The sequence below is a fragment of the Acinetobacter sp. YH12120 genome, from assembly GCF_013418795.1.
In the GTDB taxonomy this organism is placed as follows: domain Bacteria; phylum Pseudomonadota; class Gammaproteobacteria; order Pseudomonadales; family Moraxellaceae; genus Acinetobacter; species Acinetobacter towneri.
The window spans coordinates 229959-255386 of sequence record NZ_VPBI01000001.1 but is presented as its reverse complement, the minus strand read 5'-3'; the positions used below and the strand labels follow the sequence as shown (position 1 = coordinate 255386).

The following is a 25428-nucleotide window of genomic DNA, read 5'->3' as shown; positions in this document are numbered from 1 at the left end:
GCTGAAATGATAAATCATCTTAGATTAAATACTATTTAGATTAGATACTGTTTTTCAATGCTGCGATCAACTCTGATTTAGACACTACAGGTTGAGTTGTCGCTTTATATTCACATAAATAGCGAAAAGCAGAGTCTAATTCTACACGCAATTGTTTTTGTTCAGACACAGACCACACGCGTGAACGGTTGCTCCCCGAAAGCGCACTACCCGCCAGTTGGTACAAATATAAATCATGATCACGCTGTAATGGTTTTTTGGTGCCGTTGTCTGGATGGTCTGAAAGCAATTGGCAGGATGATTGAATGAGCCATTTTTCACTAAACCACAATTGCAATAAATCGCCCAAATACAAATCTTGAGGTGCCAAAGGCCAGACATGAATAAACGCGCCTTCTACAGCAGTGTAGTATTGTTCAGGCGTAGACAAGATAGAAAGATAATGTTCTTGATAATAAGAAAATTGAGAAAAAATGTCAGAAATGCTGAGCGTATTCATTCGCTTACTCCGATTTAGCCATTTTAGTGCTGGCAAGTTGGGTTAAATCCACACTGTTTAAGATGCTACTTAAACGCTTTGTTCTTTCACTCAGACTAACAACCGATTTTGTGTAACGCAAGTCTTGTGGGTGATTTTTTAATAAAATTTTGTTTTTTGTTCAAATAAAAAGCATATAAAGTCAAAATGAAAGAAACATGACAATTTATGCTTGACCCTTGCTTAAATCTGCTTATAATCGCATTCAGATTCTCCCATAGCTCAGTCGGTAGAGCGACGGACTGTTAATCCGCAGGTCCCTGGTTCGAGCCCAGGTGGGAGAGCCAAATTCTAAAAAGCCCAAGCATAACGACTTGGGTTTTTTATTGCCTAAAATTTATGGATGATGTGGTCTGTAAATAACCAAGCAGCGATTCATGCCTTAATCGTTCAAAAAGATGAATGTAACTGTTTTGGGCAATTCAGCTTAATGTAATTCCTAATCTTAGCCTTGATCATTTCTAAGTGACTTAGGCAACAATCCACAATCAAAATACCTAAGCAATAACTTGATTGATAAAAAAACGGAACCGAAGTTCCGTTTTCTATCTTAGATCATCTACAAGTTTTAAGCGGCTTGCACAGGCACGCCACTATGAAAACGGAACAAATCATCTGGACTTAAAATCAGATTCTTTTCCACTTCACGTATATGCTGAATTCGTCCCTGAATATCTTCTTCAGGGTTTTTCAGTTTTTCCGTTTTTGCAACATCCAAAGCCAGTGCTAAATAGTCTTCATAATGACGTGATTCTGATTTAAGCAAATAACGGTAATACTTACCTAATTCTTCATCCACCAGTGGTGCTAGCGCATAAAACCGCTCGCATGAACGTGCTTCTACAAAGGCACCAATCACCAAAACATCAATCAATGCTTCGGGTTCATAGGTGCGGATTTCTTTACGTAAACCACCTGCATAACGCCCTGCACTTAAACCTTGCCACGTTTGCCCGCGCTTTGCCATGAACTCTAGCACCTGCTCATAATGCAGCATTTCTTCGCGTACCAACTGTGCAAGTTTGACCTGTAAATCGGTAAAAAAGCTATAACGAAACATCAAGTTCATGGCTGTGCCTGCTGCTTTTTTCTCACAGTTGGCATGATCTTGCATCAAAATATCTAAATTATTTAATGCTTCATTCAACCATTCTTTAGGTGTTTCACAGCCTAAAAATGCTATTACAGGCTGCATCAATTCATCATAATTTATGCTGGACATAACGTTTCAAATTTTATCTTTCAATTTCAAATATACAGATTAACGCGCTGCATCAATCGCGGCTTTCATGCGTTTAACAGCCTGCTCCAATCCGACAAATACAGCATCACCAATTAAAGCATGACCAATATTTAACTCATGGATGTATGGAATTGCGGCAATTGCACCTACATTATCCAAGTTCAAGCCATGCCCTGCATTAATCACTAAGCCACGGCTAGCTGCATATTCTACGCCCTGAACAATACGGGTCAATTCAGCTTGCTGTGCAGCTTCATTTTCTGCATTGGCATACGCGCCTGTATGGATTTCAATGGTCGGTGCACCACATGCAACGGCCGCATCAATTTGTGCAAGATCTGCATCAATAAACAGTGACACATCACAGCCAATTGCTGTTAATTCCTGAGTAGCGGCCTTAACTGCTGCAAAATTGCCTACTACATCCAAACCACCTTCAGTGGTTACTTCTTCACGGCGCTCAGGTACCAAACATACATGCTGTGGACGAATTTCCTTGGCAAACTCGATCATTTCTTCAGTAACTGCCATTTCCAAATTCATGCGGGTTTTCAACAACGGACGCATACGACGCACGTCATCATCCTGAATATGACGACGATCTTCACGCAAATGCAAAGTAATCCCCTCTGCACCCGCCTGTTCACAAACTAATGCGGCCTTCACAGGGTCTGGATAGTTCGTGCCACGCGCTTGTCTTAAAGTTGCCACATGGTCAATATTGACACCGAGTAAAGCCATAATAGGTTCCTACATTACGCTTGGGTTTGAGAATTCTGAATCCACAATTGGCGACTTTTTAAAGGTCGATCACCCAACAGTGAACTAATCATTTGTCGATACAGCCGAGACAGTAATTGTAACTGCTCTGGGTTAAAATCCCTACCTTTTTCATAGTCGCACATACTGAGGATCTGTGTACCGACTAAGTTAGCCCGTGATGCTTGTGCGGTAGGGATAAAACCATCATTCAGTTGAAAATGATAATGTAGATTGGGCTGAATTGGCTCTTGGTTCGCATCGACTGAAAAATCAATCGCATAGCCTAATTCTTCCAATAATGCATGTTCAAACTGACGTAAAATTTGTCTTAAGAATAGATTGGGATTTTCCTGACTAGATAAGTGTTGTAAATGCGCCAAAGTCTGGTGATATTGCACAAAAGTTTCTGGCATTTCCACTTCGGCAGAACATAAGCGCAGCACGATTTCATTTAAATAAAAGCCTGAAAAAAATGCATCACCAAAGAAGAAAACCGGTTGATTGACAATTTCCAGCTTGGTGAAATTTTTAAGGTCTGATTTTCCCGAAGCTTGTATGCGAATCGGTTGATATTGTGGCGGTGGCATTTGTCTTAAAATACCATCAACCCGCCCATGTTCGCGGGTAAACAAGTGCACAATATGGCTACGTTCGCGGTATTTTCGATGATGGATTAAATAACCATGCAAGATTTCATTACGCATGATAGCGTCAATTAATCCTGTTCTTTAGAGGATTCTTGTTTGGATTTTTCTTCGTCATCACCATCTGGAATGACAGCACCAACTACAGCAGCAGTGCCTTTCACCACACCCTTTGTAGTTTTGTAGGCAACTTTTACGGGAACTGTCACAACTTTGTGAATACAACCTTGCAAGACAAACATACATGCCACAATGGCCAACACTTTCATCATCACAGTTCCCTTTTCGTCAAACTTAGATATCGCTATATCCTAAGCTTTTTAATGCACGTTCATCATCAGACCAACCACCTTTGACTTTCACCCAAAGCGTCAGCATGATTTTTTGCTCGAACATTTTTTCCATGTCGACCCGTGCATCCATACCAATTTTTTTCAGCTTCGCGCCTTTTTCACCAATCACAATGGCTTTTTGACCAGAGCGATCTACAAAAATAGTGGCATCAATATAGGTACATGGTGCTTTCATACGACCCGTTTTTTCATTTAAAACCGCATCTTCAGTTTTAAATGATTCGATTTGCACGGTTAAATCGTAAGGCAGTTCTTCGCCCAATTGGCGCATGATCTTTTCACGGATAATTTCAGATGCCAAGAAACGTTCTGAACGGTCTGTGATTTGATCTAGCGAATACAACGGTGGCTGGAATGGCAAATAGCGTTCAATCGTGTCACGCAAATGATCTAGGTTCGCGCCGCGCAATGCCGATACAGGTACAATTTCGGCAAAGTTCATTAACTTGGCACGTTCTTGAATAATCGGCAAAGCCTGATTTTTATTCTCAAAAGTGTCGAGTTTGTTAATCACCAGAATCACTGGCATTTCTGCATTTTTCAGCTTTTCTAGGACTAACTCATCATTTTGCGTCCATTTTTGTGCATCCACCACAAACAAAACCAAATTCACATCGCGCAAAGCAGACGATGCAGCACGGTTCATCATTTTGTTGATGGCACGGACTTCTTTTTTATGCATCCCTGGTGTGTCTACAAACACAGCCTGAGATTTTTCACGTGAATCAATTCCCACAATTTTGTGACGTGTGGTTTGTGGCTTACGTGAAGTAATGGATAGTTTTTGACCTAACAAATGGTTCATGAGGGTTGATTTACCCACATTCGGGCGACCAACAATCGCAACAAAACCACTGCGGAAATCAGATGGAATTTCAGTTCCCTGACCGCTAAAGAATTGGTTAATTAGGTCATTGGCGTCGTTATTCGACTCGTGATCAGCATCTACGTGATCGGAATGGATGGTCATTCAGACTTTTGCTCCAAGAATTTTAAAATATCTGCCGCAACTGCCTGCTCGGCAAAGCGACGGCTTGAACCTTCACCCTTCATTACAGGCAAACTATCGACTCGGCATTCCACAATGAAATGCTGATTCGGTGCATCGCCCTGAATATCTACAACCTCGTAAACCGGGAGAGGTTTTTTACGTGCTTGTAAATACTCTTGTAAGCGTGATTTAGGGTCTTTGAGTTGATCGGTTGGCTCAATATGATCTAAATAAGGGCTGTACCATTTTAGCACAATCGTTTGCAGCAAATTCAAATCACCGCTATCGACATAAATAGCGCCAATAATCGCTTCTACGGTATCTGCCAGTATAGACTCACGATGATGACCGCCAGATTTCAATTCTCCCGTACTGAGAATTAAATTTTGGCTGAGCTTTAAATCATTGGCAATTTTGCCTAAGGCTTCCTGACGTACCAGTGTTGCCCGCATGCGCGTTAAACGCCCTTCATTTTCATGTGGATAAGCCACATATAAATAATTGGCAACAATCATTCCCAATAACGAATCGCCTAGAAATTCCAGACGTTCGTAATTGTGTTTATGACTCACCGAGCGGTGAGTCAAAGCCAGTTTAAGCAATTCAGGTTGCTTAAACTGATAACCGATTCGGCTGGCTAGACGGGTCTCATTTAGCTTGGACTGAGCTTTGATCAAAACTTTTCTCGAACTTCATTACAATATCAATATTCAATAAGAAAGGTTTTCTTATTTCATATTCTTTTTTCACTTCTAAACCATCTACGTTGGTCACTTGAGCTACATCTGCAAATTTAATATCGCGAATGTTGTTCATGCTTAAACGCTTGTCCATTTCACCAATAAACTTTTGTGGTGATAGGTTTTTTGGCCCATTCAACAATTGCTCTTCAATTTGATTGTCCAACATTCGATCATCGAAATATGGTCCCCAAACCGCAATTGCCACTTTTGCCATAAATGCAAAACCAATAATTGCAATTAAAATTGCAATATAGGATGCCCCTTGTTGATGACGCATTTTTTATTTTCCTAATCTGCTGTATTAATCAATTTTGCCGTTACGACTAAATGACGGCAAATTAAACCCAGGCTCTTTATGCATCCACACATAGAATGCACGACCTGTTAGGTTTTCCTCTGGTACAAAACCCCAAAAACGACTGTCAGCACTTTGATCGCGGTTATCCCCCATCGCGAAGTAATGACCTTCAGGTACTTTGACTTCCCAATATAAACCATTTTCTGCTGAATATTTACCATTGTCTACATAGTTCAGGAATGGTGCCTGACGCGCCACGTTTACACCTTCAAGCTCGCGCATGGTAAATGTATGCGCCCCTAAAGTTTCCTGATGGTAAATTGAAGTAGGTGTATCTAGACTGTCTTTTTCACGGCTAAACTGGATTGGGGTTTTCGTTACTTTCTCGCCATTAATGCTCAGCTGACCATGATCATAAACAATATGATCGCCTGGTAAACCGACAATACGCTTAATATAACTAATGCTTGGTTGTGGTGGATAACGGAACACCGCAACTTCGCCACGCTCAGGCGAACCCACATCTATAATTTTGCTGTTAATAATTGGCAAACGCACGCCATATTCAAACTTGTTCACCAAAATAAAATCGCCCGTTTCTAAGGTTGGCACCATAGAATCTGACGGAATATTAAATGGTTCATACAGGAATGAACGCAGTACCATCACCACTGCCAAAACAGGCCAAAAATCATAAGCCCATGTGATAATGAAGTTTTCATTGCCTCGCCCTTTCGTTGCTCTTTGCTTAAATACAAATTTATCGAGCAGCCACACCGCAATAAAAAATAATGTGGCAGGAACGAGAATCAAATTAAAATCAAAATCCATGGGTTTATTATCCTTATAATTTTAGCGTTCGACTTTAAGTACAGCTAAGAAAGCTTCTTGCGGGATTTCAACACTTCCCACTTGCTTCATACGTTTCTTACCTTCTTTTTGCTTGGCAAGTAGTTTCTTCTTACGAGAAACGTCACCGCCATAACACTTCGCAAGTACGTTTTTACGCATCGCTTTCACGGTTGAGCGCGCAATAATTTGTGCACCAATGGCAGCCTGAATAGCCACATCAAACATTTGACGCGGAATCAAGTCTTTCATTTTTTCAACCAAGGCAATACCACGGTGACGTGCATCCTGACGGTGACAAATCATCGCTAAGGCATCAACTTTTTCACCGTTAATCAGTACATCTACTTTAACCAAAGATGAACTTTCAAAACGCACAAAGTTATAATCTAACGATGCAAAACCACGTGAACATGACTTCAATTTATCAAAGAAATCCATCACGACTTCTGCCATTGGAATTTCAAAAGTAATAGACACTTGGTTACCCAAGAATTTCATGTCTTTTTGCACACCACGACGCTCAATACATAGGGTCATGACGTTACCCAAGTATTCTTGCGGCACTAAAATATGACATTCCGCAATCGGTTCACGCAAATCTTCTACAGTTGAACCATCAGGCATTTTAGATGGACTGTCGATATAAACCGTTTCGCCATTTTTCATCACAGCTTCATAAATAACCGTTGGAGCTGATGAAATTAGGTCTAAATCGTACTCACGCTCTAAACGCTCTTGTACGATTTCCATGTGCAACATGCCCAAGAAACCACAACGGAAACCAAAGCCTAAAGCATCTGAACTTTCAGGTTCAAAGAACAAAGCTGAGTCGTTAATTTGTAGTTTGTGCAAGGCTTCACGGAACGGTTCAAAGTCGCTGGCATCAATTGGGAATAAACCTGCATAAACCTGCGGCTTAACTTTTTTAAAGCCTGGTAAGGTTTCTACTTCTGGTGTAGTTGCGAGTGTGATGGTATCACCCACTGGCGCACCAAAAATATCTTTAATACCCGCAATAACAAAGCCAACTTCACCTGCTTCCAAAATACCTGTTTCGGTATGTTTTGGATTAAAAATACCAACTGAGGTAATAATGTGCGTTTGACCTGTCGATTTCATCAACATTTTATCGCCTTTACGCACGCGACCTTGCTTGATACGTACCAGCGACACAACGCCCAAATAGTTATCAAACCATGAGTCAATAATTAAGGCTTGCAATGGCGCATCACGATCACCTTGTGGTGCAGGAATGACATTCACCAAGGTTTCTAATACATTGTCGATGCCTAAACCTGTTTTAGCCGAACAGGTGGGTGCATCTTGCGCTTCGATACCAATAATTTCTTCAATTTCATGAATCACGCGCTCAGGTTCTGCCTGCGGTAAATCAATTTTATTCAGTACAGGTAAAACTTCTAAGCCTTGCTCAATTGCGGTATAGCAGTTTGCAACTGATTGCGCTTCTACCCCTTGTGCCGCATCGACTACCAATAGCGCACCTTCACAAGCTGCCAAAGAACGTGATACTTCATAGGAAAAGTCAACGTGTCCTGGGGTGTCAATGAAGTTTAACTGGTATTCCTGACCATTTGGATGGTTGTAGTATAAAGTCACTGAGGTGGCTTTAATGGTAATCCCACGCTCACGCTCAAGCTCCATAGAATCCAACACCTGAGCTTGCATCTCACGATCTTGTAAACCACCACAGGTTTGAATGAAACGATCTGCTAGAGTCGATTTACCATGGTCAATATGGGCAATGATCGAAAAGTTACGGATGTTTTTAATATCAACAGTTTTTTTAGCTTGCGCCATGGGTTACCTTGAAAAATAACACGCTCTGCACCTCAAAATTCATGCAGAGCAAAAGCCGAATAGAAATTGCGAAGGATTATAGCAGATGGATTTTTCAATGTATCCATAATAATGACTTCCTTTTGCAGCCTCACGCGTTTTTCTTTTTATTCGAGAGTTTCAGGCTTTTTATGCAGAGATGTGTGTCGTAATTAAAGTGAGAATTGAAGAATACTTCATGCTATTTGAAACAGGTGAATACCCTCTTTAACAACATCGACAGCAATAACATGCAGCAACTTTCAATGACGCTACACTTGGTGCTTCAACTCATCTTAATGAATCATACTCACTAAAATCCAACGGATTCACATCAGCAGCAAGGGGTTGATAGGCTTGCGTAAATGTCGGTGACATGCGTTTTGGACGACCTGTAGCAATTTCCACACAAGCCCATTGTGTATTGCCCATAAACAGCAGACTTTTATCTTGAGGGCGATAAAACGCATATTGGCGGAATGAATACAACGCATTCAAATCACTTAACCATGTACGCAAAATCAGCTCCTCACCTTCGAGTGCCGCTTTACGATATTGCACATGATGTTCCACCGCCACCATCGCATGTTTTAGTTTTAAGTATTCCAGCACCCCTAAACCTAATGTTTCGATATGTGCCGATGCTACATCCTGCATCCACTGCACATACACCACATTATTTACATGCCCTAAAATATCAATATGTTCTGGCTGTACGGTGATTTTTAAATCAAATATGCTGCTCATGTCATCCTTTTAACTAAAACGGCGATGTCGGTCTAGTCTAACAAAAATACCGAGTTACATAAAAAAGTCGCCCTAATTCAAGAGCGACTTCCTTAAAATAAGTGGCTATTTAAAGTTTAGCAAGATTCTAAATTTTAGATAGATTTACGATTTTATGCCACATCAACTTATTGAATACGCATGCCAATAATCGCACGTTGCCCTTGACGGATAATCACCACACGCGCAATTGTACCTTGTTTCAAGGTAGATACTGTTTCAACAAATTGGTTGGCATTTTGGATGGTGGTGTTATTCAGTTGCACAATCACATCACCTGGCATAATACGTGCCTGAGCTGCCGAACCACCACGACGCACTTCCTGAATCAACACACCGCCTTTAATATCTAATTGGCGTTGTTCTGCAACGCTTAAATCACGAATCGACACCCCTAAAACAGGGCCTTTGGCTGCGGTATCAGGGTTGTTTTTGGCAGGCGTGTCGTCAGGTGCTGTGCTCACCGTAGCGGTAATATTACGGCGTTTATCATCGCGTAATACTTCAAGCTGAATACTTTGATTTGGCACTGAACGGTTTAAATAGTTCAACAATTCAGACGTTCTGGAAATAGGTGTGCCGTTGTATTTAAGAATCACATCGCCCGCGCGCAAACCTGCACGTGCCGCAGGTGAGTTTGGTGCAACTTGAGTAATTAATGAACCTTCAGGCTTACTGAGTTTATAAGATTCTGCCAAATTGCGGTCAATATCTTGCAAACTCACCCCTAAATAAGAACGAGTCACTTTACCGTTACGCTTTAACTGATCGGCAACATCCATGGCAACATCAATAGGAATGGAGAATGACAAGCCCATATAACCACCCGTACCACTAAAAATACGGGAGTTCACGCCGACCACTTCACCGCGCTGGTTAAATAGTGGCCCGCCTGAGTTACCTGGGTTAAGCGCCACATCGGTCTGAATAAATGGCACTGAAGTTTCACCCATCATATTACGCATTTTGGCACTCACGATTCCTGCCGATGCAGAATAGTCAAAGCCAAATGGTGAACCAATCGCAAGTACAGGCTCACCTACACGTAATTGATCGACATTGCCTGTACGCAGTTCTGGATAACTGCTGCCCTGCACTTTTAATAACGCGACATCGGTACGTTCATCACTACCCACGACAGTTGCATCAAGTTCACGGCGGTCATTCAGTACAATGGTAACTTTAGAAGCATCTTCAACAACGTGGTGATTGGTTAAAAGGTATCCATCTTTACTGATAAAAAAGGCACTGCCGTAACCTGTTTTTTCTTGTGGAATTTGCTGTTGAGGAATAATCACTTGATTGCCAAAAAAACGGCGTAAAATTTCTGGAACTTGTTGTTGTAAGAGTTCTTCCTGACTCATTTTTTTGACAACATTGACACTCACCACCGCAGGACTAACCTGCTCAACCAAATTAGAAAAGTCTACTGGTGGTGCTGCTTGAGTCTGCACAGTTGCCATAGTAAAAACAGCCGCATATAAACCTTTTTTTAAGTTGCGATTTTTCATAAATAGCATTCACTCAATAATAATTATGACTTTGAACTCACCTTATTTAGCACAAAATAATAGGCTTTTGCGTAATAAAATGTTGAATCTTTTTCAATTACGGTTTGGCAGGCACTGTGGAGGATAGCTGAGATAGCATCTTATATTTGACCCATCAAAAATGATGCGCCAAAGTGCTATAAATGAAAAGCGTGGAATCGAATCACAATAAAAGTGGGATATTCCATAAAAGTTGCCAGTTTATTCTTTTTTTTCATTATTCAAATCCACTTCGCACTTGCCTTTTTCTGTAAAAAGGGGTGTCATTATCCAACTTTTTTCAAATTAGCTGATGGACATGCCTAATTTAAACACAACACATCAATTTGATGTGATTATTGTGGGAAGTGGTGGTGCAGGTTTGAGTTTAGCGCTCTCATTACCCCAGCATTTCAATATTGCCGTTTTGGCGAAATCTACCCTCACTGAAGCCAGCACCTTCTATGCGCAAGGCGGTGTCGCGGCAGTGCTTGATGAAACAGATTCAATTGAACAACACATAGATGACACTATGATTGCAGGTGCGCATTTATGTGAAATGGATGCCGTCAAACAAACCGTAGAAGGCGGCAAACCTTCGGTAGATTTTCTGCTGAGACAAGGTGTTCAATTTACTTTAGATGAACAAGAACAGTTGCACTTAACCCGTGAAGGCGGTCACTCACAGCGACGTATTATTCATGCAGCCGATGCAACAGGACGCGCAATTTCGACCACTTTAGTACAACGTGTCCAAGAACAGAAAAACATCACCATTTTTGAAAATTTTATTGCGATTGACCTAATTACCTCGCAAAAATTAGGTTTAAATGAAAGCAATCGCACTTTAGGCTTATATGCACTAGATGAAAAAACACAAAAAGTGCATAGCTTCCTTGCTCCGTTTACCGCACTTGCCTGCGGTGGTGCAATGAAAGCCTATCTATATACATCTAACCCAGACATTGCCACAGGTGATGGTATGGCCATGGCATACCGTGCAGGTTGCCGTGTGGCAAATATGGAGTTTAATCAATTCCACCCGACCTGTTTGTATCATCCCCAAGCACGTTCGTTTTTAATTACTGAAGCCATGCGTGGTGAAGGTGCATATTTGCGTTTACCCGATGGTGAGCGTTTTATGCTGCGTTTTGATGAGCGTGCAGAATTGGCGCCACGTGACATTGTAGCACGTGCGATTGACTATGAAATCAAACGCTTAGGTATTCGTCATGTGTGGTTAGACATCACCCATAAACCTGCAGAATTTGTGAAAGAACACTTCCCAACGCTGTATGCACGTTTACTGGAATTGGGCATTGATATCACTACCGATATGATTCCTGTTGTACCTGCTGCCCACTACACTTGTGGCGGAGTAATGGTGGATGAACATAGTCAAACCGATATTGCAGGTTTATATGCGATTGGTGAAACTTCTTATACAGGTTTGCATGGCGCTAACCGTATGGCAAGTAACTCTCTTTTAGAATGTTTTGTCTATGGAATGGCTGCCGCCAAACATATTGAAGCCCATTACACTGCAGATTATAGCTCGCCTGAAGTTCCTGCTTGGGATGATTCGCAAGTGACGAACCCTGACGAAGATGTGGTGATTTTACAAAACTGGGATGAGCTACGTGCAACCATGTGGAACTATGTCGGCATTGTACGCACCACTAAGCGTTTAGAGCGTGCCTTACACCGTATTGAAATGCTAAAACGTGAAATCACCGAGTATTATCAGGACTATCAAGTCAGTAAAAACTTGATTGAGCTGCGTAATTTGGTTCTGGTTTCTGAAATGATTGTGCGCTGTGCCATGCAACGCAAAGAATCACGTGGTTTACACTTCACGCTAGATTATCCAGAGCTTGCGCCTGAATTGCGTAAAACTGTGCTCATTCCACCAAATTTCCAAGTGGAAACTCCATTGGTGAATGAGTGATCTGATTGCTTGTTACACAACAGCATTTGCATAAAAGTATCTGTGAATAAAGTGCATTTGAATTCTAATGCAAGAAAGCACCGAATCGTGTTCCATAACACGATTCGATATTTTATCATTTTGAATATGATGACGTTAACTTACTAAACCTCCCCCCAAGAATTCATCAAGTTGAGTTTTAGATTACGGCTGCAACTTGAGTACCATCTTGAATAAATGCTTCTAAGCGAACTTGACCAGCCAATAGTTGCTGTAATTGGTGGCTAATTATGTACTGCAATTGCTGCCGTGTCTGTTCGTCTATAGGCGCATTTTGCAATTGTTTTGACAAATGCTGTAATGCTGCTTGAGCCCCCAACTGCTGCATTTTAATTGCATACAGATAGCCCAACACCACTCCTTTCTGCACATAATTTGCAGCTAAATCATGCTGCAGATGATAAATCAAAGCACCCATCACCCGTTCATTGGCTGAGAGTTTACGCAAAGGGTCACGTGCCACACGCTGACACGGGTCTTTATAGGCATGTTCACATGAGTCCAGAAAGCTCTGTGCCAGATGCTTTAAGTTTTGCTGACGATGCGGCAACTGTGCAGCTAATCCCAACGCTACTTGTGCCGAAACAGCGCGGGTAAAATCTGCAACCAATGGGTCTGCCATTGCGACACCAATACTGTTATGCCCTATTAAACTGGATAACCAAGCCATCATGGCATGTACACCATTCCATAAACGATTTTTAATGAGTTGGATTTCGGCAATATCATCTACCAAAATCATTTGACGCATGTGTTGCAATAATGGACTGGCATTTTCCACATAAATAGGCATGTCACTTTCAGCATGAAATAAAATTAAATCCATACTTTGCAAAATGTGACTGGGCTGAAAATTGCGTCTTAAATCTTCTACATATAAGGTGGCTTGACGCTCTTGCTCAGGCTGCAATCGAGTATTGTCTTCAATTTCAATTGGCTCTGCTTCGTCATCCAACTGAAATTGCTTAAAAATATTATACTTGATGCGTAATTGGCGATATAAGTTTTGATCGCTTAATTTAGAGACCATTCTATTTACGACAGTATCGCAAAAATAATGCTGCTCCATAATTTTGGCTGCCGTATCGGGATCCAACAACGCCTCTAACGCCTGATGAATATGCGTCATCAAGAGCTGTTTTGCCCCAACTTTATTTAAAATTACCAAAATAGTTAAAGGCTGATAGAGTTCAACTTGCGCTATAAAACGGGCATATAAGCCCTGCGCAATTACTTTAGCCTCTTGCTGTAAAGCATGTTCAGGCAAACATAATGCAATTAGGCTCGACTCCACATACATTTGCTGCATCTGCTGCAAGTTCTCCGCATCAATGATGTGCATATTTTCAATTCGTTCATCATAAGAACATTGTCCATAACGAATTGAATACGTTCCAAAGGCGTTTACTGCAGAACGATATAAGGTATTCCGTGTAGAAGCATAAATACGTTTAGGACGGGTATAGCCATCCCAGTGCGATAAAATTTGGGCCAAATAGCCCCCACCTATTGCACCAAAACCATGAATCCCCACACTCAACTGATTTAAAGTTTGCGGGAAGGCCTCTTGTAAACTCGGCATTTCCAATACAGGAATAACTTGATTTAAGTCATCTAAATAAGCTTGCATACTTGCGTAATAATGCTGCGTGAGTAACAACATATTAGCATTAGGTTTTTTGATATCCCGAAATAGTATGGTTATGCCACCCGCTGCATGTGCAGATTTGATTCCATTTTCAGAATCTTCCAGCATGAAACATTCGCTGGGTTCTAGATTAATTTTTTGTGCGGCTGTTATAAAAATTTCAGGATGTGGCTTGCCCTGTTGCACCTCATCGCCACAAACTAATACATCAAAAAACTTATAGACATTGGCATTAATCAAATATTCTTCGGCAATGGCACGACGACTAGACGTAGCAACCGCCATTCTCAAGCCAGACTTTCGTAACCGCTCTAATACCTGCAACAAACCTTTTTTAATGGGCACACCAAAATTGCGCACACTTTCTAGTTCTAGTTCATCAGCACGCTGACGGATCTCACGGTAAGGAATGTCTGCACCATATTCTGCTTGCGCCAGTTGTTCAGCGCTCTTTGCACTCAAACCCAAACATTGCATGAGGTATACGTCTGAAAATTCAACGCCAATGAGCTCCTGAGATGCCTGCTTCAATGTTTGAAACCGTAATCGTTCAGTATCAAACATTGTTCCATCCATATCAAAGATTGCTCCATGAACAATATTGTTCTTAAATTTAAGCATTTAGCTCCCTTGTTTTATCACTTACGGGTTGCTAGCTTAGACAAAAGCAGATTTGATCTATATGAAAAACATAAAATGAAATATTTGTGATTATTTTTTAACCAATCAAACCCTGATTTTCATGTAGTATGTGTACATATGTAACCACATGGTAAATATAAGTAACTAAAATTAAGATAAAGCTGACTTTATTCTCAGCCAATCTGTGGAATCGAATACGTCCCTGTGACATGCGCCACGGCATCATCTACACCTTCGGAATATACCCAAACCTCACCGACCACGAGGTTTTTCCCTACTTTCATTAAGCGACATTCACCACGTAAATTACGCCCTGCTGCGGGCTTGCGTAAAAAGTTGATGTTTAAATTACTGGTCACCGCCAAAGCCACCAAACCCAACTCCCCTAAAATGGCGATATAAAGTGCATAGTCTGCAACAGTCATCATAGTCGGCCCTGATACCGTACCACCTGGGCGTAAATCACGTTCATCGATGTGATAATTCACCAATGCCCCACGTGGCGTGATGGACACAATTTCACATTTTTCCAAACTTTGCGGAAACTCAACTTTTAAAAATTCAATAATTTCGTCTTTGGTCATATTTACTATTCGCTATTATTTAAATAAAAAAATCTTCTAAAGCATTTCCACTATAGAAGATTTTTCCATTCAATCAAATGCATAACCATGACCCATTGGCTTGTTATACCTTTGTTTGTTATGCCTTCGCTTGCAAATAGTGCATCGCCTGTGCAAATACTTGATCGGGGCTTTGTGTTGCATCTAAGCGCTTCACTCGCTCAGGGTGTCGCTCCCACAAAGTTTGATAGCCACCTCTTACTTTCTCAAAGAAAGTTGCTTTCTCTTGTTCAAAACGATCAAGTTCACCACGTGCCCGTGCACGGGTCATACCCAGTTCAATCGGTGCATCCAGCCAGAAAGTTAAGTCAGGCATACGTGCCACAAAGTTATTATTTAAAGTCTGCAACTTGCTTTCACTCAAACCACGTCCTGCACACTGATAAGCAAAACTCGCATCACTAAAACGGTCACACAGTACAGTTTTTCCTGCAGCCAACGCAGGTAAAATCACCCGATCTAAATGCTGTGCACGCGCTGCATACATCAACAATAACTCAGTGTCTGAACACATTTTTTCTTCATGGTTGACCTCGAGCAACAAAGCACGAATTTGCTCTGCCATAGGGGTTCCACCCGGTTCACGGGTTAAAACCACCGACTGACCTTGTGCAGTAAAATAATCATGAATACGGCGAATAAGTGTAGTTTTGCCTACCCCTTCAGTACCTTCAAAACTGATAAACATGCTTATTCCCCTGATTTTTTCGTGCGTAGTACGTTTAAATATTCCTGTACGGCACGGTTATGATCTTGCAAATTGGTGCTAAATTTATGCCCACCGTTACCTGTCGCGACAAAATAAATATTGTCAGATTGGTCTGGATGCATAGCCGCTTCAATGGCTTTTTGACTTGGCAAAGCAATTGGTGTTGGCGTTAAGCCACTCATGGTATAGGTGTTGTATGGCGTTGGAGTGCGTAAATCCTGACGGGTGATATTGCCCTGATAACGGTCACCCATACCATAAATCACGGTTGGGTCAGTCTGTAAACGCATCCCCAGTTTTAAACGACGTACAAACACACCCGAAACCTGCTCTAATTCAGCATCAACATTGGTTTCTTTTTCAATAATAGATGCCATGATTAAAGCTTCATATTTATTTTTATAGGGCAAATCTGCTGCACGATTATTCCAAGCATCATCCAATGATTTCATTTGACGCTGATATAAATCGGTTAATATTTTACGGTCAGTTTCACCTTTGGCAAAGAAATAAGTATTCGGCGCAAATAAACCTTCGGGATGTGTAAAAGGAATATTTAAAGCTTTTAGCATTTGATCATACGGCAAATGCGACACTTCTTTGGTGACCAACTCATCTTTCTTTAACGCATCAATCAATTGTTTAAAAGTCGTGCCTTCGATCACCAAAATACGGTTCATTTGTGCATTTTCAGCATTGGCGATCATTTCCATAACCTGACGTACACTCATACCCTGACGAACTTCATACACGCCTTTTTTCATGCTGTCGTGAATCATCACCCGTTGATAGAGCTTTAAAACAATTGGAAAATTCACATGATCTTGTTCTGCCAAACGATCAATAAAGCGTGAATAGGTATCACCATCATTAATCGCCAATAATTGTTTTTTGCCTTCAACAGGATAATCTTTAAATAAGCTTGACCATAAGATCATGCCAATGACCAAAAACAGTCCGAGTACAAAAATAAGCGCACCCTGAATAGCACGCTTAGACCATATAGGTTTGGTTTTCTTTTTAGATTTTGATGGACGCTTAGACATAAGAATGAATCTGATTCAGTTGAAGTTGCTTAAATAGTTCCACACACGGCTGCACATCTAAAACCTGCTGCCCTAAATGGCTGACAATTTTCATGGGCGTTAAGGCATTACAGAAAAACAGACTTTGAATCTGCGCAATTTCCGAAACATGAACATCACGCTGTTCACAATGCAAATTCTGTTGTTGCATGCGCGATAAAATTTCTGCCCGCATGACACCGTGCACGCCATTATAACCAAGTTGCGGGGTAATCCATGTATTGTTTATACGAATGAAACAATTACTACTCACACCTTCAACCACACTGCCCTGTACATCAGTAACCAAAGCTTCTGTCCAGCCTTTTTGATCGGCTTCTTGTTTGAGCAATACCTGTTCAAGTCGGTTTAGACTTTTCAGCCCAACTAAATTCGGCATGCTTAGTCCAATCGCTTGTGCCAAGATGCCACTTTGAATGATGTCATAATGATATGCCGTATCTAAAGCCGCTTGTACTTGTGGATAGAAAAACACCCAAACATCGGCAGGATGAACAGGCAAGCTGTAGCCACGCTGCCCCACACCACGACTTAAAACAATCTTTAAAGTACCGTTTAATTCACCATGCGCCTGCTTTAAAAGTGTCAGCGTTTCAGTGATTAACTCAAGATTGGCATTTAAAGAAAGTTGGCGATTAGCATATTGCAAACGCGCCAAATGGCGGTCAAGTAATTCAATTTGATTTTGGCGAATACGTGCAGTGCTAAAGCATCCATCGCCATAATGAAACGCGCGATCTAACACATGAATCTGCTCGATTGGCATGGCATTTTTATAACACTGCATAGAAGATGTACTCGTTATTTATCTCTAAATATAGAAAACAATGAAGAAATTTATATTTATCATTTACTGATATTCACCGCATTTTAAATTATTTTTTCAGCAAATAGACTACCGATATGCTTGCCTCATTCAACAACATATTTAATACCTGAGGTCAAACATGAACTTTACAAAACTGAAAATTGGACTACTGGCGGCAGTACTTTCGGCAACAACTTTGAGCGTTTCTGCAAAAGACTTTCTGAATGTTTCCTATGATCCAACCCGTGAATTATACGATAACTTTAACAAAGATTTCGGTGCGTACTGGAAAAAAGCCACGGGGCAAAACATCAATTTTAAACAATCACATGGCGGTTCGGGCAAACAAGCACGTGCGGTGATTGATGGTCTAGGTGCCGATGTCGTAACTTTGGCACTGGCTGCCGATATTGATGAAATTGCCAAACGCGGTCTATTACCTAAAGACTGGCAAAAGAAATTTCCGCACAACTCGACCCCTTATACATCCACAATTGTATTTTTAGTGCGTAAAGGCAACCCGAAAGGTATTCGAGATTGGGGCGATTTGGTCAAACCTGGTGTGGAAATCATTACTCCAAATCCAAAAACATCTGGCGGTGCACGCTGGAACTATTTGGCAGCGTGGGCATGGGCAAAACATAAACCTGCGGGCAATGATGCTAAAGCGCAAGAGTTTGTTCGCCAAATTTATAAACAAACCAAAGTATTGGATTCAGGCGCACGTGGCTCAACCACCACTTTTGCAGAACGTGGCATTGGTGATGTTTTGTTAGCTTGGGAAAATGAAGCCTATTTAGCCGTGCGTGAACAACCGGGTAAATTTGAGATCATCACACCTTCTCTATCTATTTTGGCTGAACCGCCTGTGGCGATTGTAGAGAAAAATGTGCAAAAAGATGGCAATCAACACTTAGCCAAAGCCTATTTAAACTATCTCTATTCGCCTGCGGGTCAAAACATTGCTGCGAAGAATTATTACCGACCACGTAATGCTACGGTGTTGGCACAATATAAGTCGCAATTTAAACCATTGAAGTTGGTGACTATTGATCAAGAGTTTGGTGGATGGAGCAAAGTTCAGAAGCAACACTTTGAAAATGGTGGCATTTTCGATCAGATTGTCAAAGCCAACCAAACCAAATAATACTCCGAAAGGTAAATCATACCAAAGCGCTAGCTGAAAACACCCAAATTGAAAAATGCGGGTGTTTTCACAAACGCATTTTTACCTGATTCACATATATCTCTTTTATTCATATAAAATTCATTTTTAATTATTTTTTTTGCATAGAAACTCTAGTTATCCTTGTTGCAGATTATTTAAAACATGAATTTTACAGCATTATCTTACTGAGTTTTGAATCCAAGTGATCACAGCCAAAGCTGAAAATGATAGGTTCAATTCATATTCAAGCGTTATTCAGATCATTATTTCAGGCTGAAATATGCGAAGGAGCATCGACATGATTCATACCGTAATTGTTCCAGGTGTAGGTGGCAGTGAATATGCGCACTGGCAATCTTGGTTACAACGACAACTCATGTCTTGCTCGCGTGTACAACAGTCAGACTGGAATAGCCCAATTTTACAGAACTGGGTTGCTGAATTTGTCAAAACAGTTGCCCCGATTCAGAACGATATTCAAATTGTCGCGCACAGCTTTGGTTGTCTGACCACAGTGGCAGCCTTAGCACAGCAACCTAAATTGCAGGCGAAAATTAAAAATGTGGTTTTGGTTGCACCTGCTAACCCTGCCCGTTTTGGTGAATCTGGTTTTGCACAACACAGCCAAAGCAATTATTCGGCTTATTTTCAGCAACTTAAATTGGCTGTACCGACACGCTTATTGATCAGTGAAAATGACCCATGGCTAAGTTTTGCAGATGCACAGGCACTTGCCCAAGCATGGCAATTAACACCGATTAATTTAGGACAAGTGGGTCATATTAATGTTGCATCAGGCTTTGGGGCATTTCCTGAAATTTATGATTATTTGATTGCAGAAAATATGCAATCATATATCAGTATTTCTGATAACAACAAGTATTTATTCAAATTTGCAATTTAATCTTCGCAAATTATGCTTGTGCCGAATTTATCTTTTACTTTTATCTGTTTGTTTTCAAACACTCATTCTCTCTTTTGAGGAGTCATCATGTCGCAGCGATCCAAAGTGCTGCCAGGATTTGGTCTTTCTCTAGGCTTTACCCTAGCGTATTTATCCTTAATTGTTCTTATTCCCTTATCGGCTGTATTTATTAAATCGCTGGGTATCGGTTGGGATGGTTTATGGGAAATTTTAAGTTCAGAACGTATCCAAAAATCTTTGCAACTCAGTTTTAGCGCTGCGCTCATTGCAGCCTTTATTAATGTCGTCTTCGGCTTATTATTGGCATGGTGTTTGGTACGATACAGCTTTCCAGGCAAACGTATTATAGATTCTTTGGTTGATTTACCTTTTGCATTGCCTACTGCAGTTGCGGGTATTGCCTTAACTTCTTTATACGCACCGACTGGCTGGATTGGACAATATTTAGAACCATTAGGCATTAAAGTCGCGTATACCCCTATCGGGATTACCCTTGCCCTGATTTTTATTGGTATTCCATTTGTTGTGCGTACCGTGCAACCCGTACTCAGTGAATTAGAAACCGAGTTGGAAGAAGCAGCATCTGCGCTAGGGGCTAACCGCTTTCAAATTGTCACCAAAGTGATTTTCCCTATTTTATTGCCTGCACTGATTACAGGTTTTGCCCTCGCATTTGCGCGTGGCGTGGGTGAATATGGCTCGGTGATTTTCATTGCAGGTAACCAACCATTTAAAACTGAAATTGCACCCTTAATGATTATTTCTCGTTTAGAAGAATATGACTACGCAGGTGCAACCACAATTGCTGTGGTGATGTTGCTGATTTCTTTTGTCATGCTGTTCTTAATTAACTTATTACAAGCATGGGCAAGTCGTCGCACAGGGAGAGCTGCACGATGAGTTTAAATACCAACAGCAATGCTTTGGCTGAAAAACTACAATCACGCGATGCAACACGTGAACCGACTTGGGTACGCTATACCCTGATTGCAATTGCCTTCATTTTCTTCTTAAGCTGTCTGATTTTGCCGCTGATTTTGGTTTTTGTCGAAGCGTTTAAACAAGGCATTGGTGTCTATGCCCAAGCATTGGTGCATCCTGACACTTTATCGGCAGTGAAATTAACCTTACTCACTGCAGCCATTGCCGTACCTTTAAACGTGGTATTTGGTATTGCCGCAGCGTGGTCAGTGGCGAAATTCAATTTCCGTGGTAAGTCGATTCTCACCACCTTAATTGATATGCCTTTTTCAGTTTCTCCGGTCATTGCAGGTTTAATGCTAGTCCTGATTTTTGGTACACAAGGTTGGATGGGCGGCTGGTTGATGGAACACGACATCAAAGTTTTATATGCCGTACCTGCAATTGTGATTGCCACCATCTTCATTACTGTACCTTTTGTGGCGCGTGAATTGATTCCTTTAATGGAAGCGCAAGGCACAGAGGAAGAAGAAGCTGCGATTGTATTAGGTGCATCGGGTTGGCAGACCTTCTGGAAAGTCACTTTGCCAAATATAAAATGGGGTTTAATTTACGGCGTGATTCTGTGTAATGCCCGCGCAATGGGTGAGTTTGGCGCGGTATCTGTGGTATCGGGGCATATTCGCGGAGAAACCAACACCCTACCGCTGCACGTCGAAATTCTCTATAACGAATATACCTTTAGTGCTGCGTTTGCGGTGTCCTCTCTCTTGGCACTTCTCGCGATTGTGACCCTGATTTTAAAAACTTGGGTTGAAATTCGCCAAGAAAAGCAAAACCAACGCAATGAAGATTCAACTGTTTCTTAAGGAATGACCGCATGAGTATTCAAGTTAAAAATATTGAAAAAAATTTTGGTGCATTCCATGCACTTAAAGACATCTCCCTCGATTTTCCAGATGGCCAACTGGTGGCGCTGCTTGGGCCTTCAGGCTGTGGTAAAACCACCTTGTTGCGTATTATTGCAGGATTAGAGTCGGCAGATCGTGGGCAAGTGATATTAGAGGGTCAGGATGCAACCGATGTGCATGTGCGCGAACGTCAAGTTGGATTCGTTTTCCAGCACTATGCCCTATTCCGCCACATGACCGTATTTGACAATATCGCATTTGGTTTACGGGTACGTCCACGTGCAACCCGACCTTCAGAAGCCGAGATTAAAAAGCGTGTTATGCGTTTACTCGACTTGGTACAGTTAAGCTTTTTAGCAGACCGTTATCCTGCACAATTATCGGGTGGACAACGTCAACGTATTGCTTTGGCACGTGCCTTAGCGGTAGAACCACGCGTATTGTTATTGGATGAACCTTTTGGTGCGCTTGATGCCAAAGTGCGTAAAGAATTACGTCGTTGGTTAAGAACTTTGCATGATGAATTACACATCACTTCAATTTTCGTGACCCACGATCAGGAAGAAGCACTCGAAGTTGCCGATCAAATTATTGTCATGAACAAAGGTAATGTCGAACAAATTGGTTCACCGCGTGAAGTGTATGAACAGCCTGCAACTCCGTTTGTATTTGACTTCTTAGGTCAAGCCAACCGTTTTGAAGGACAACATCATCAAGGGATTGTGCAAATTGGTGAAGATCGCGTACAACTTCTCAATCAACCAAATGCGCCACAAGGCAAAGTGATTGCATTTGCGCGTCCAGATGAGTTGCATATTCATGCCCAACCACAGGAAAATACCATTCAAGCGACCTTCTTACGTGAGGTTTGGATTGCTGGTAAAGTAGTTGCAGAATTGCAAGATCGCCAAGGGAATTTAATTGAAATTGCACTCACTGCAGATGAAGCGAAACTGCACCAATTCCGCCCAAATCAAACGGTTTGGTTAAGTGTAACCACTTTACATTTATTTGAAAATCAAGTCGCATAAGGACATCAAGATGGAGCCTAACCCGCTCCATCCTTTTTAGGGTTGCACCACTATGAACTTCCAACAACTTAGAATTATTAGAGAAACCGTTCGGCAAAACTTTAATTTAACCGAAGCGTCTGCAGCACTATACACCTCTCAATCGGGCGTGAGTAAGCACATTAAAGACCTTGAAGATGAGCTTGGTGTGCAGCTTTTTGTGCGCAAAGGCAAACGTCTACTAGGTTTAACCGAGCCAGGACAAGCTTTGCTGAGTATTGTCGAACGCATGTTGGTTGATGCAGATAACATTAAACGCCTTGCCGATGACTTTAATAAAGTTGATGAAGGCACGCTCACCATTGCAACAACTCACACCCAAGCACGTTATGTATTGCCACCAATTGTGAATCAATTTAAAAAGGAATTTCCTAAAGTTCATTTGATTTTACAACAAGCCAGCCCTGTCGAAATTTCAGAAATGCTGCTTCAGGGTGAAGCCGATATTGGTATTGCAACAGAGTCTTTAACCACAGAAGACAACTTGGCTAGCGTACCTTACTATAACTGGCAGCACAGCATTATCACCCCGCAAGATCATCCTTTAGCGAGTAAAACTGACATTCAGCTGACCGATTTAGCAGACTACCCAATTATTACGTATCACGGTGGTTTTACGGGTCGCTCTAAAATTGATAAGGCTTTTACCGATGCAGGAATCGATGCCAATATTGTAATGTCAGCACTGGATGCCGATGTCATTAAGACCTATGTGGAATTAGGCATGGGCGTTGGTGTGGTCAACAATGTGGCATACGATGCTGAACGTGATTATCGTCTCAAACAAATTCAGACCGATATTTTTGGCATTAATACCACGTGGATTGCGGTGCGCAAAGGTCATTTACTGCGTGGCTACGGCTATGAGTTTATTTCATTATGTGCCCCAAATGCCGATATTAAAGCGTTAAAGCGCATTGCTTATCCTGACGAATAACCCCATTCACATAAGAGAGCGCATTCGCTCTCTTATGTTTCATTATTTCGCCACGATCTTCGTTTATCTTAAAACAGGAAAATAATGTTTTAAATTGATTCAAATTATGCATAAAATATAATCAACAATAAAAATGATTATTTGATTTTAAACACAATTCTATAATTTAGACCAAGGACGTAACATGAAATTTCACATTTTTGTTGGATTGCTGTGTGTCCTGCCGCTAGGTTATGCCTCTGCTGCCGCTTTAGAACGCAGCAATCAATCCATTCAAGCTTTCTTTGAAAAAGGTAATTATGCGGAAGTCGCTTTGCTACACGTGGATACCAATATTTCAGGTCAGGTACAGCATCAACAAAATATTGCCGAATTAGGCGTTCAAGATTTTTCAACAGGCAATTTAGTCAATAATCAACACTTCATCCAAGCTGCATTAAAATTACAACCACATCCACAAATTTCTGTGGCGTTATTATTTGACCAACCTTATTTTGTTGATGTGGATTATCACTATAGTCCTATTCTTTCAGGTGAACCCTTACCTATAGAAAATGCAGATATTAAGTTTGACTCAAGAAATATTACAGCACTCATTGGCTATCAACCCACACAACATTGGAACCTCTTTACAGGTCTAAGTTACCAGTCATTTTCAGGTGATCTGAAAATTGGTACTCAAGTTGACTATACCTTTTTTGATTATCACGTAAATTTCCCCAAAGACCATGCGTGGGGTTGGTTGGCAGGTGTAAGCTACCAAATTCCTGAATATGCATTTAATACAGCAATTACTTATCGCTCTAAAATCAAGCACAGTACCAATGCAAGCGAAAGTATTTGGGGATTTCCTTTAGAGATTGCACCACAACAAGCAACTGAAATTCAGACCCCTGAATCGGTGAATTTAGATTTTCACACCGGTTTACCTGCACAAAATTTTCTGTACGGATCATTGCGATGGGTCAATTGGCAATATTTTAAAATTCAACCCACTCAATTTGCAGCAATTCTGCAATCTGAAGGACTAGGTAATCAGTTCAACCTGATTGATTATCAAAAGAATCAATGGTCTACGCGTTTGGGTTTTGCCCATCAATGGTCACCCAAGTGGATCACTGCGGTGGAAGGATTATGGGATTCTGGTGCAGGTAATCCTGCCTCAAGTTTAAACCCTGTAGATGGTTATGTTGGTGTTGGTACGGGCACAGTTTATCACTTTAACCCCAAAACGTTTATGATTGCAGGTCTGCATTATTTGCACTTTACCAAGCCAGACACGGTACAACCACAGTCATTGATCACTCAAATTTCAAGTTTTTCTTCACTCGAACAACGTGAGGCTTGGGTTTATCACTTGAAATTAGCACATCGCTTTTAAGACACAAAAAACGAGCCGAAGCTCGTTTTTTGGTTTAG

The 25428-nt window shown here is 41.2% G+C and carries 25 protein-coding genes and 1 tRNA gene; 9 read left to right on the top strand and 17 right to left on the bottom strand.

The window, feature by feature from the left end; all coding sequences use genetic code 11:
- Positions 1 to 40: 40 nt before the first annotated feature.
- Complete coding sequence (locus tag FTU58_RS01285) at positions 41 to 499, bottom strand: hypothetical protein (RefSeq protein WP_178318832.1); 459 nt, start codon at positions 497 to 499, stop codon at positions 41 to 43.
- A 250-nt stretch (positions 500 to 749) separates the two neighbouring features.
- On the opposite strand from FTU58_RS01285, the gene FTU58_RS01280 reads away from it, so the two are divergent.
- Positions 750 to 825, top strand: a tRNA-Asn gene (locus tag FTU58_RS01280).
- A gap of 281 nt (positions 826 to 1106) precedes the next feature.
- On the opposite strand, the gene FTU58_RS01275 is transcribed toward FTU58_RS01280, so the two are convergent.
- From FTU58_RS01275 to FTU58_RS01225, 11 genes are all read right to left on the bottom strand, one after another.
- Complete coding sequence (locus FTU58_RS01275) at positions 1107 to 1760, bottom strand: tRNA-(ms[2]io[6]A)-hydroxylase (RefSeq protein WP_179990068.1); 654 nt, start codon at positions 1758 to 1760, stop codon at positions 1107 to 1109.
- 39 nt (positions 1761 to 1799) lie between these two features.
- A complete protein-coding gene (gene pdxJ / locus FTU58_RS01270) occupies positions 1800 to 2525 on the bottom strand; it encodes a pyridoxine 5'-phosphate synthase (RefSeq protein WP_179990141.1) in 726 nt (241 codons plus the stop codon).
- An 11-nt stretch (positions 2526 to 2536) separates the two neighbouring features.
- On the bottom strand, positions 2537 to 3250 hold the full coding sequence (gene recO / locus FTU58_RS01265; RefSeq protein ID WP_178865723.1) for a DNA repair protein RecO: 714 nt from the start codon (positions 3248 to 3250) through the stop codon (positions 2537 to 2539).
- 8 nt (positions 3251 to 3258) lie between these two features.
- Complete coding sequence (locus tag FTU58_RS01260; RefSeq protein ID WP_019837686.1) at positions 3259 to 3459, bottom strand: NF038104 family lipoprotein; 201 nt, start codon at positions 3457 to 3459, stop codon at positions 3259 to 3261.
- Positions 3460 to 3481: 22 nt separating this feature from the next.
- A complete protein-coding gene (era, locus tag FTU58_RS01255) occupies positions 3482 to 4510 on the bottom strand; it encodes a GTPase Era (protein WP_004971721.1) in 1029 nt (342 codons plus the stop codon).
- Positions 4507 to 5208: a ribonuclease III gene (gene rnc, locus FTU58_RS01250; protein WP_004971722.1), complete on the bottom strand. Its 702-nt coding sequence runs from the start codon at positions 5206 to 5208 to the stop codon at positions 4507 to 4509. Before rnc ends, era begins: the two co-directional genes overlap by 4 nt.
- Entirely contained in the window at positions 5180 to 5551 is a 372-nt protein-coding gene (locus FTU58_RS01245) for a DUF4845 domain-containing protein (RefSeq protein WP_004971723.1), read from the bottom strand. Before FTU58_RS01245 ends, rnc begins: the two co-directional genes overlap by 29 nt.
- Positions 5552 to 5575: 24 nt before the next feature.
- On the bottom strand, positions 5576 to 6403 hold the full coding sequence (lepB, locus tag FTU58_RS01240) for a signal peptidase I (protein WP_004971724.1): 828 nt from the start codon (positions 6401 to 6403) through the stop codon (positions 5576 to 5578).
- Positions 6404 to 6424: 21 nt separating this feature from the next.
- Entirely contained in the window at positions 6425 to 8242 is a 1818-nt protein-coding gene (gene lepA, locus FTU58_RS01235; RefSeq protein ID WP_004971725.1) for a translation elongation factor 4, read from the bottom strand.
- A gap of 309 nt (positions 8243 to 8551) precedes the next feature.
- The gene (locus tag FTU58_RS01230) at positions 8552 to 9007 is read right to left on the bottom strand and encodes a thioesterase family protein (RefSeq protein WP_004971726.1); all 456 of its coding nucleotides are present in this window, start codon (positions 9005 to 9007) and stop codon (positions 8552 to 8554) included.
- 167 nt (positions 9008 to 9174) lie between these two features.
- Positions 9175 to 10557 carry a Do family serine endopeptidase gene (locus tag FTU58_RS01225; RefSeq protein ID WP_131261155.1) on the bottom strand — a complete coding sequence of 461 codons (1383 nt, stop codon included), beginning with the start codon at positions 10555 to 10557 and terminating at the stop codon, positions 9175 to 9177.
- A 331-nt stretch (positions 10558 to 10888) separates the two neighbouring features.
- Here FTU58_RS01225 and nadB point away from each other — a divergent pair, with 331 nt between their 5' ends.
- Complete coding sequence (nadB, locus tag FTU58_RS01220) at positions 10889 to 12523, top strand: L-aspartate oxidase (RefSeq protein WP_180061939.1); 1635 nt, start codon at positions 10889 to 10891, stop codon at positions 12521 to 12523.
- 178 nt (positions 12524 to 12701) lie between these two features.
- On the opposite strand, the gene mtlD is transcribed toward nadB, so the two are convergent.
- The 5 genes from mtlD to pabC all read right to left on the bottom strand — a co-directional run bounded on the left by mtlD (position 12702) and on the right by pabC (position 18056).
- Positions 12702 to 14831, bottom strand: coding sequence for a bifunctional mannitol-1-phosphate dehydrogenase/phosphatase (mtlD, locus tag FTU58_RS01215; protein WP_154320891.1), 2130 nt, complete (start codon positions 14829 to 14831; stop codon positions 12702 to 12704).
- 194 nt (positions 14832 to 15025) lie between these two features.
- Complete coding sequence (locus FTU58_RS01210; protein WP_096901103.1) at positions 15026 to 15436, bottom strand: PaaI family thioesterase; 411 nt, start codon at positions 15434 to 15436, stop codon at positions 15026 to 15028.
- Positions 15437 to 15554: 118 nt separating this feature from the next.
- Positions 15555 to 16163: a dTMP kinase gene (gene tmk, locus FTU58_RS01205; RefSeq protein ID WP_131261157.1), complete on the bottom strand. Its 609-nt coding sequence runs from the start codon at positions 16161 to 16163 to the stop codon at positions 15555 to 15557.
- Between the two features lie 2 nt (positions 16164 to 16165).
- The gene (gene mltG / locus FTU58_RS01200) at positions 16166 to 17230 is read right to left on the bottom strand and encodes an endolytic transglycosylase MltG (RefSeq protein ID WP_131261158.1); all 1065 of its coding nucleotides are present in this window, start codon (positions 17228 to 17230) and stop codon (positions 16166 to 16168) included.
- Positions 17223 to 18056, bottom strand: a complete 834-nt coding sequence (gene pabC / locus FTU58_RS01195) for an aminodeoxychorismate lyase (protein ID WP_180061938.1) — start codon at positions 18054 to 18056, stop codon at positions 17223 to 17225. The genes mltG and pabC overlap by 8 nt, the downstream gene beginning before the upstream one ends.
- A 160-nt stretch (positions 18057 to 18216) precedes the next feature.
- Here pabC and FTU58_RS01190 point away from each other — a divergent pair, with 160 nt between their 5' ends.
- The 7 genes from FTU58_RS01190 (at position 18217) to FTU58_RS01160 (ending at position 25390) form a co-directional block, all read left to right on the top strand.
- Positions 18217 to 19224 (top strand): sulfate ABC transporter substrate-binding protein, encoded by a 1008-nt coding sequence (locus tag FTU58_RS01190; protein ID WP_180061937.1) that lies wholly within the window; start codon positions 18217 to 18219, stop codon positions 19222 to 19224.
- 319 nt (positions 19225 to 19543) lie between these two features.
- Positions 19544 to 20149 carry an alpha/beta hydrolase gene (locus FTU58_RS01185; RefSeq protein WP_104851752.1) on the top strand — a complete coding sequence of 202 codons (606 nt, stop codon included), beginning with the start codon at positions 19544 to 19546 and terminating at the stop codon, positions 20147 to 20149.
- 87 nt (positions 20150 to 20236) lie between these two features.
- Positions 20237 to 21070, top strand: a complete 834-nt coding sequence (gene cysT, locus FTU58_RS01180) for a sulfate ABC transporter permease subunit CysT (RefSeq protein ID WP_180061936.1) — start codon at positions 20237 to 20239, stop codon at positions 21068 to 21070.
- Entirely contained in the window at positions 21067 to 21960 is an 894-nt protein-coding gene (gene cysW, locus FTU58_RS01175) for a sulfate ABC transporter permease subunit CysW (protein ID WP_096901108.1), read from the top strand. The genes cysT and cysW overlap by 4 nt, the downstream gene beginning before the upstream one ends.
- 11 nt (positions 21961 to 21971) lie before the next feature.
- Positions 21972 to 23033: a sulfate/molybdate ABC transporter ATP-binding protein gene (locus FTU58_RS01170; RefSeq protein ID WP_168417798.1), complete on the top strand. Its 1062-nt coding sequence runs from the start codon at positions 21972 to 21974 to the stop codon at positions 23031 to 23033.
- Between the two features lie 52 nt (positions 23034 to 23085).
- Positions 23086 to 24009, top strand: a complete 924-nt coding sequence (locus FTU58_RS01165; RefSeq protein ID WP_180061935.1) for a CysB family HTH-type transcriptional regulator — start codon at positions 23086 to 23088, stop codon at positions 24007 to 24009.
- A gap of 184 nt (positions 24010 to 24193) precedes the next feature.
- Positions 24194 to 25390, top strand: a complete 1197-nt coding sequence (locus tag FTU58_RS01160; protein WP_180061934.1) for an outer membrane protein transport protein — start codon at positions 24194 to 24196, stop codon at positions 25388 to 25390.
- Positions 25391 to 25428 lie beyond the last annotated feature (38 nt).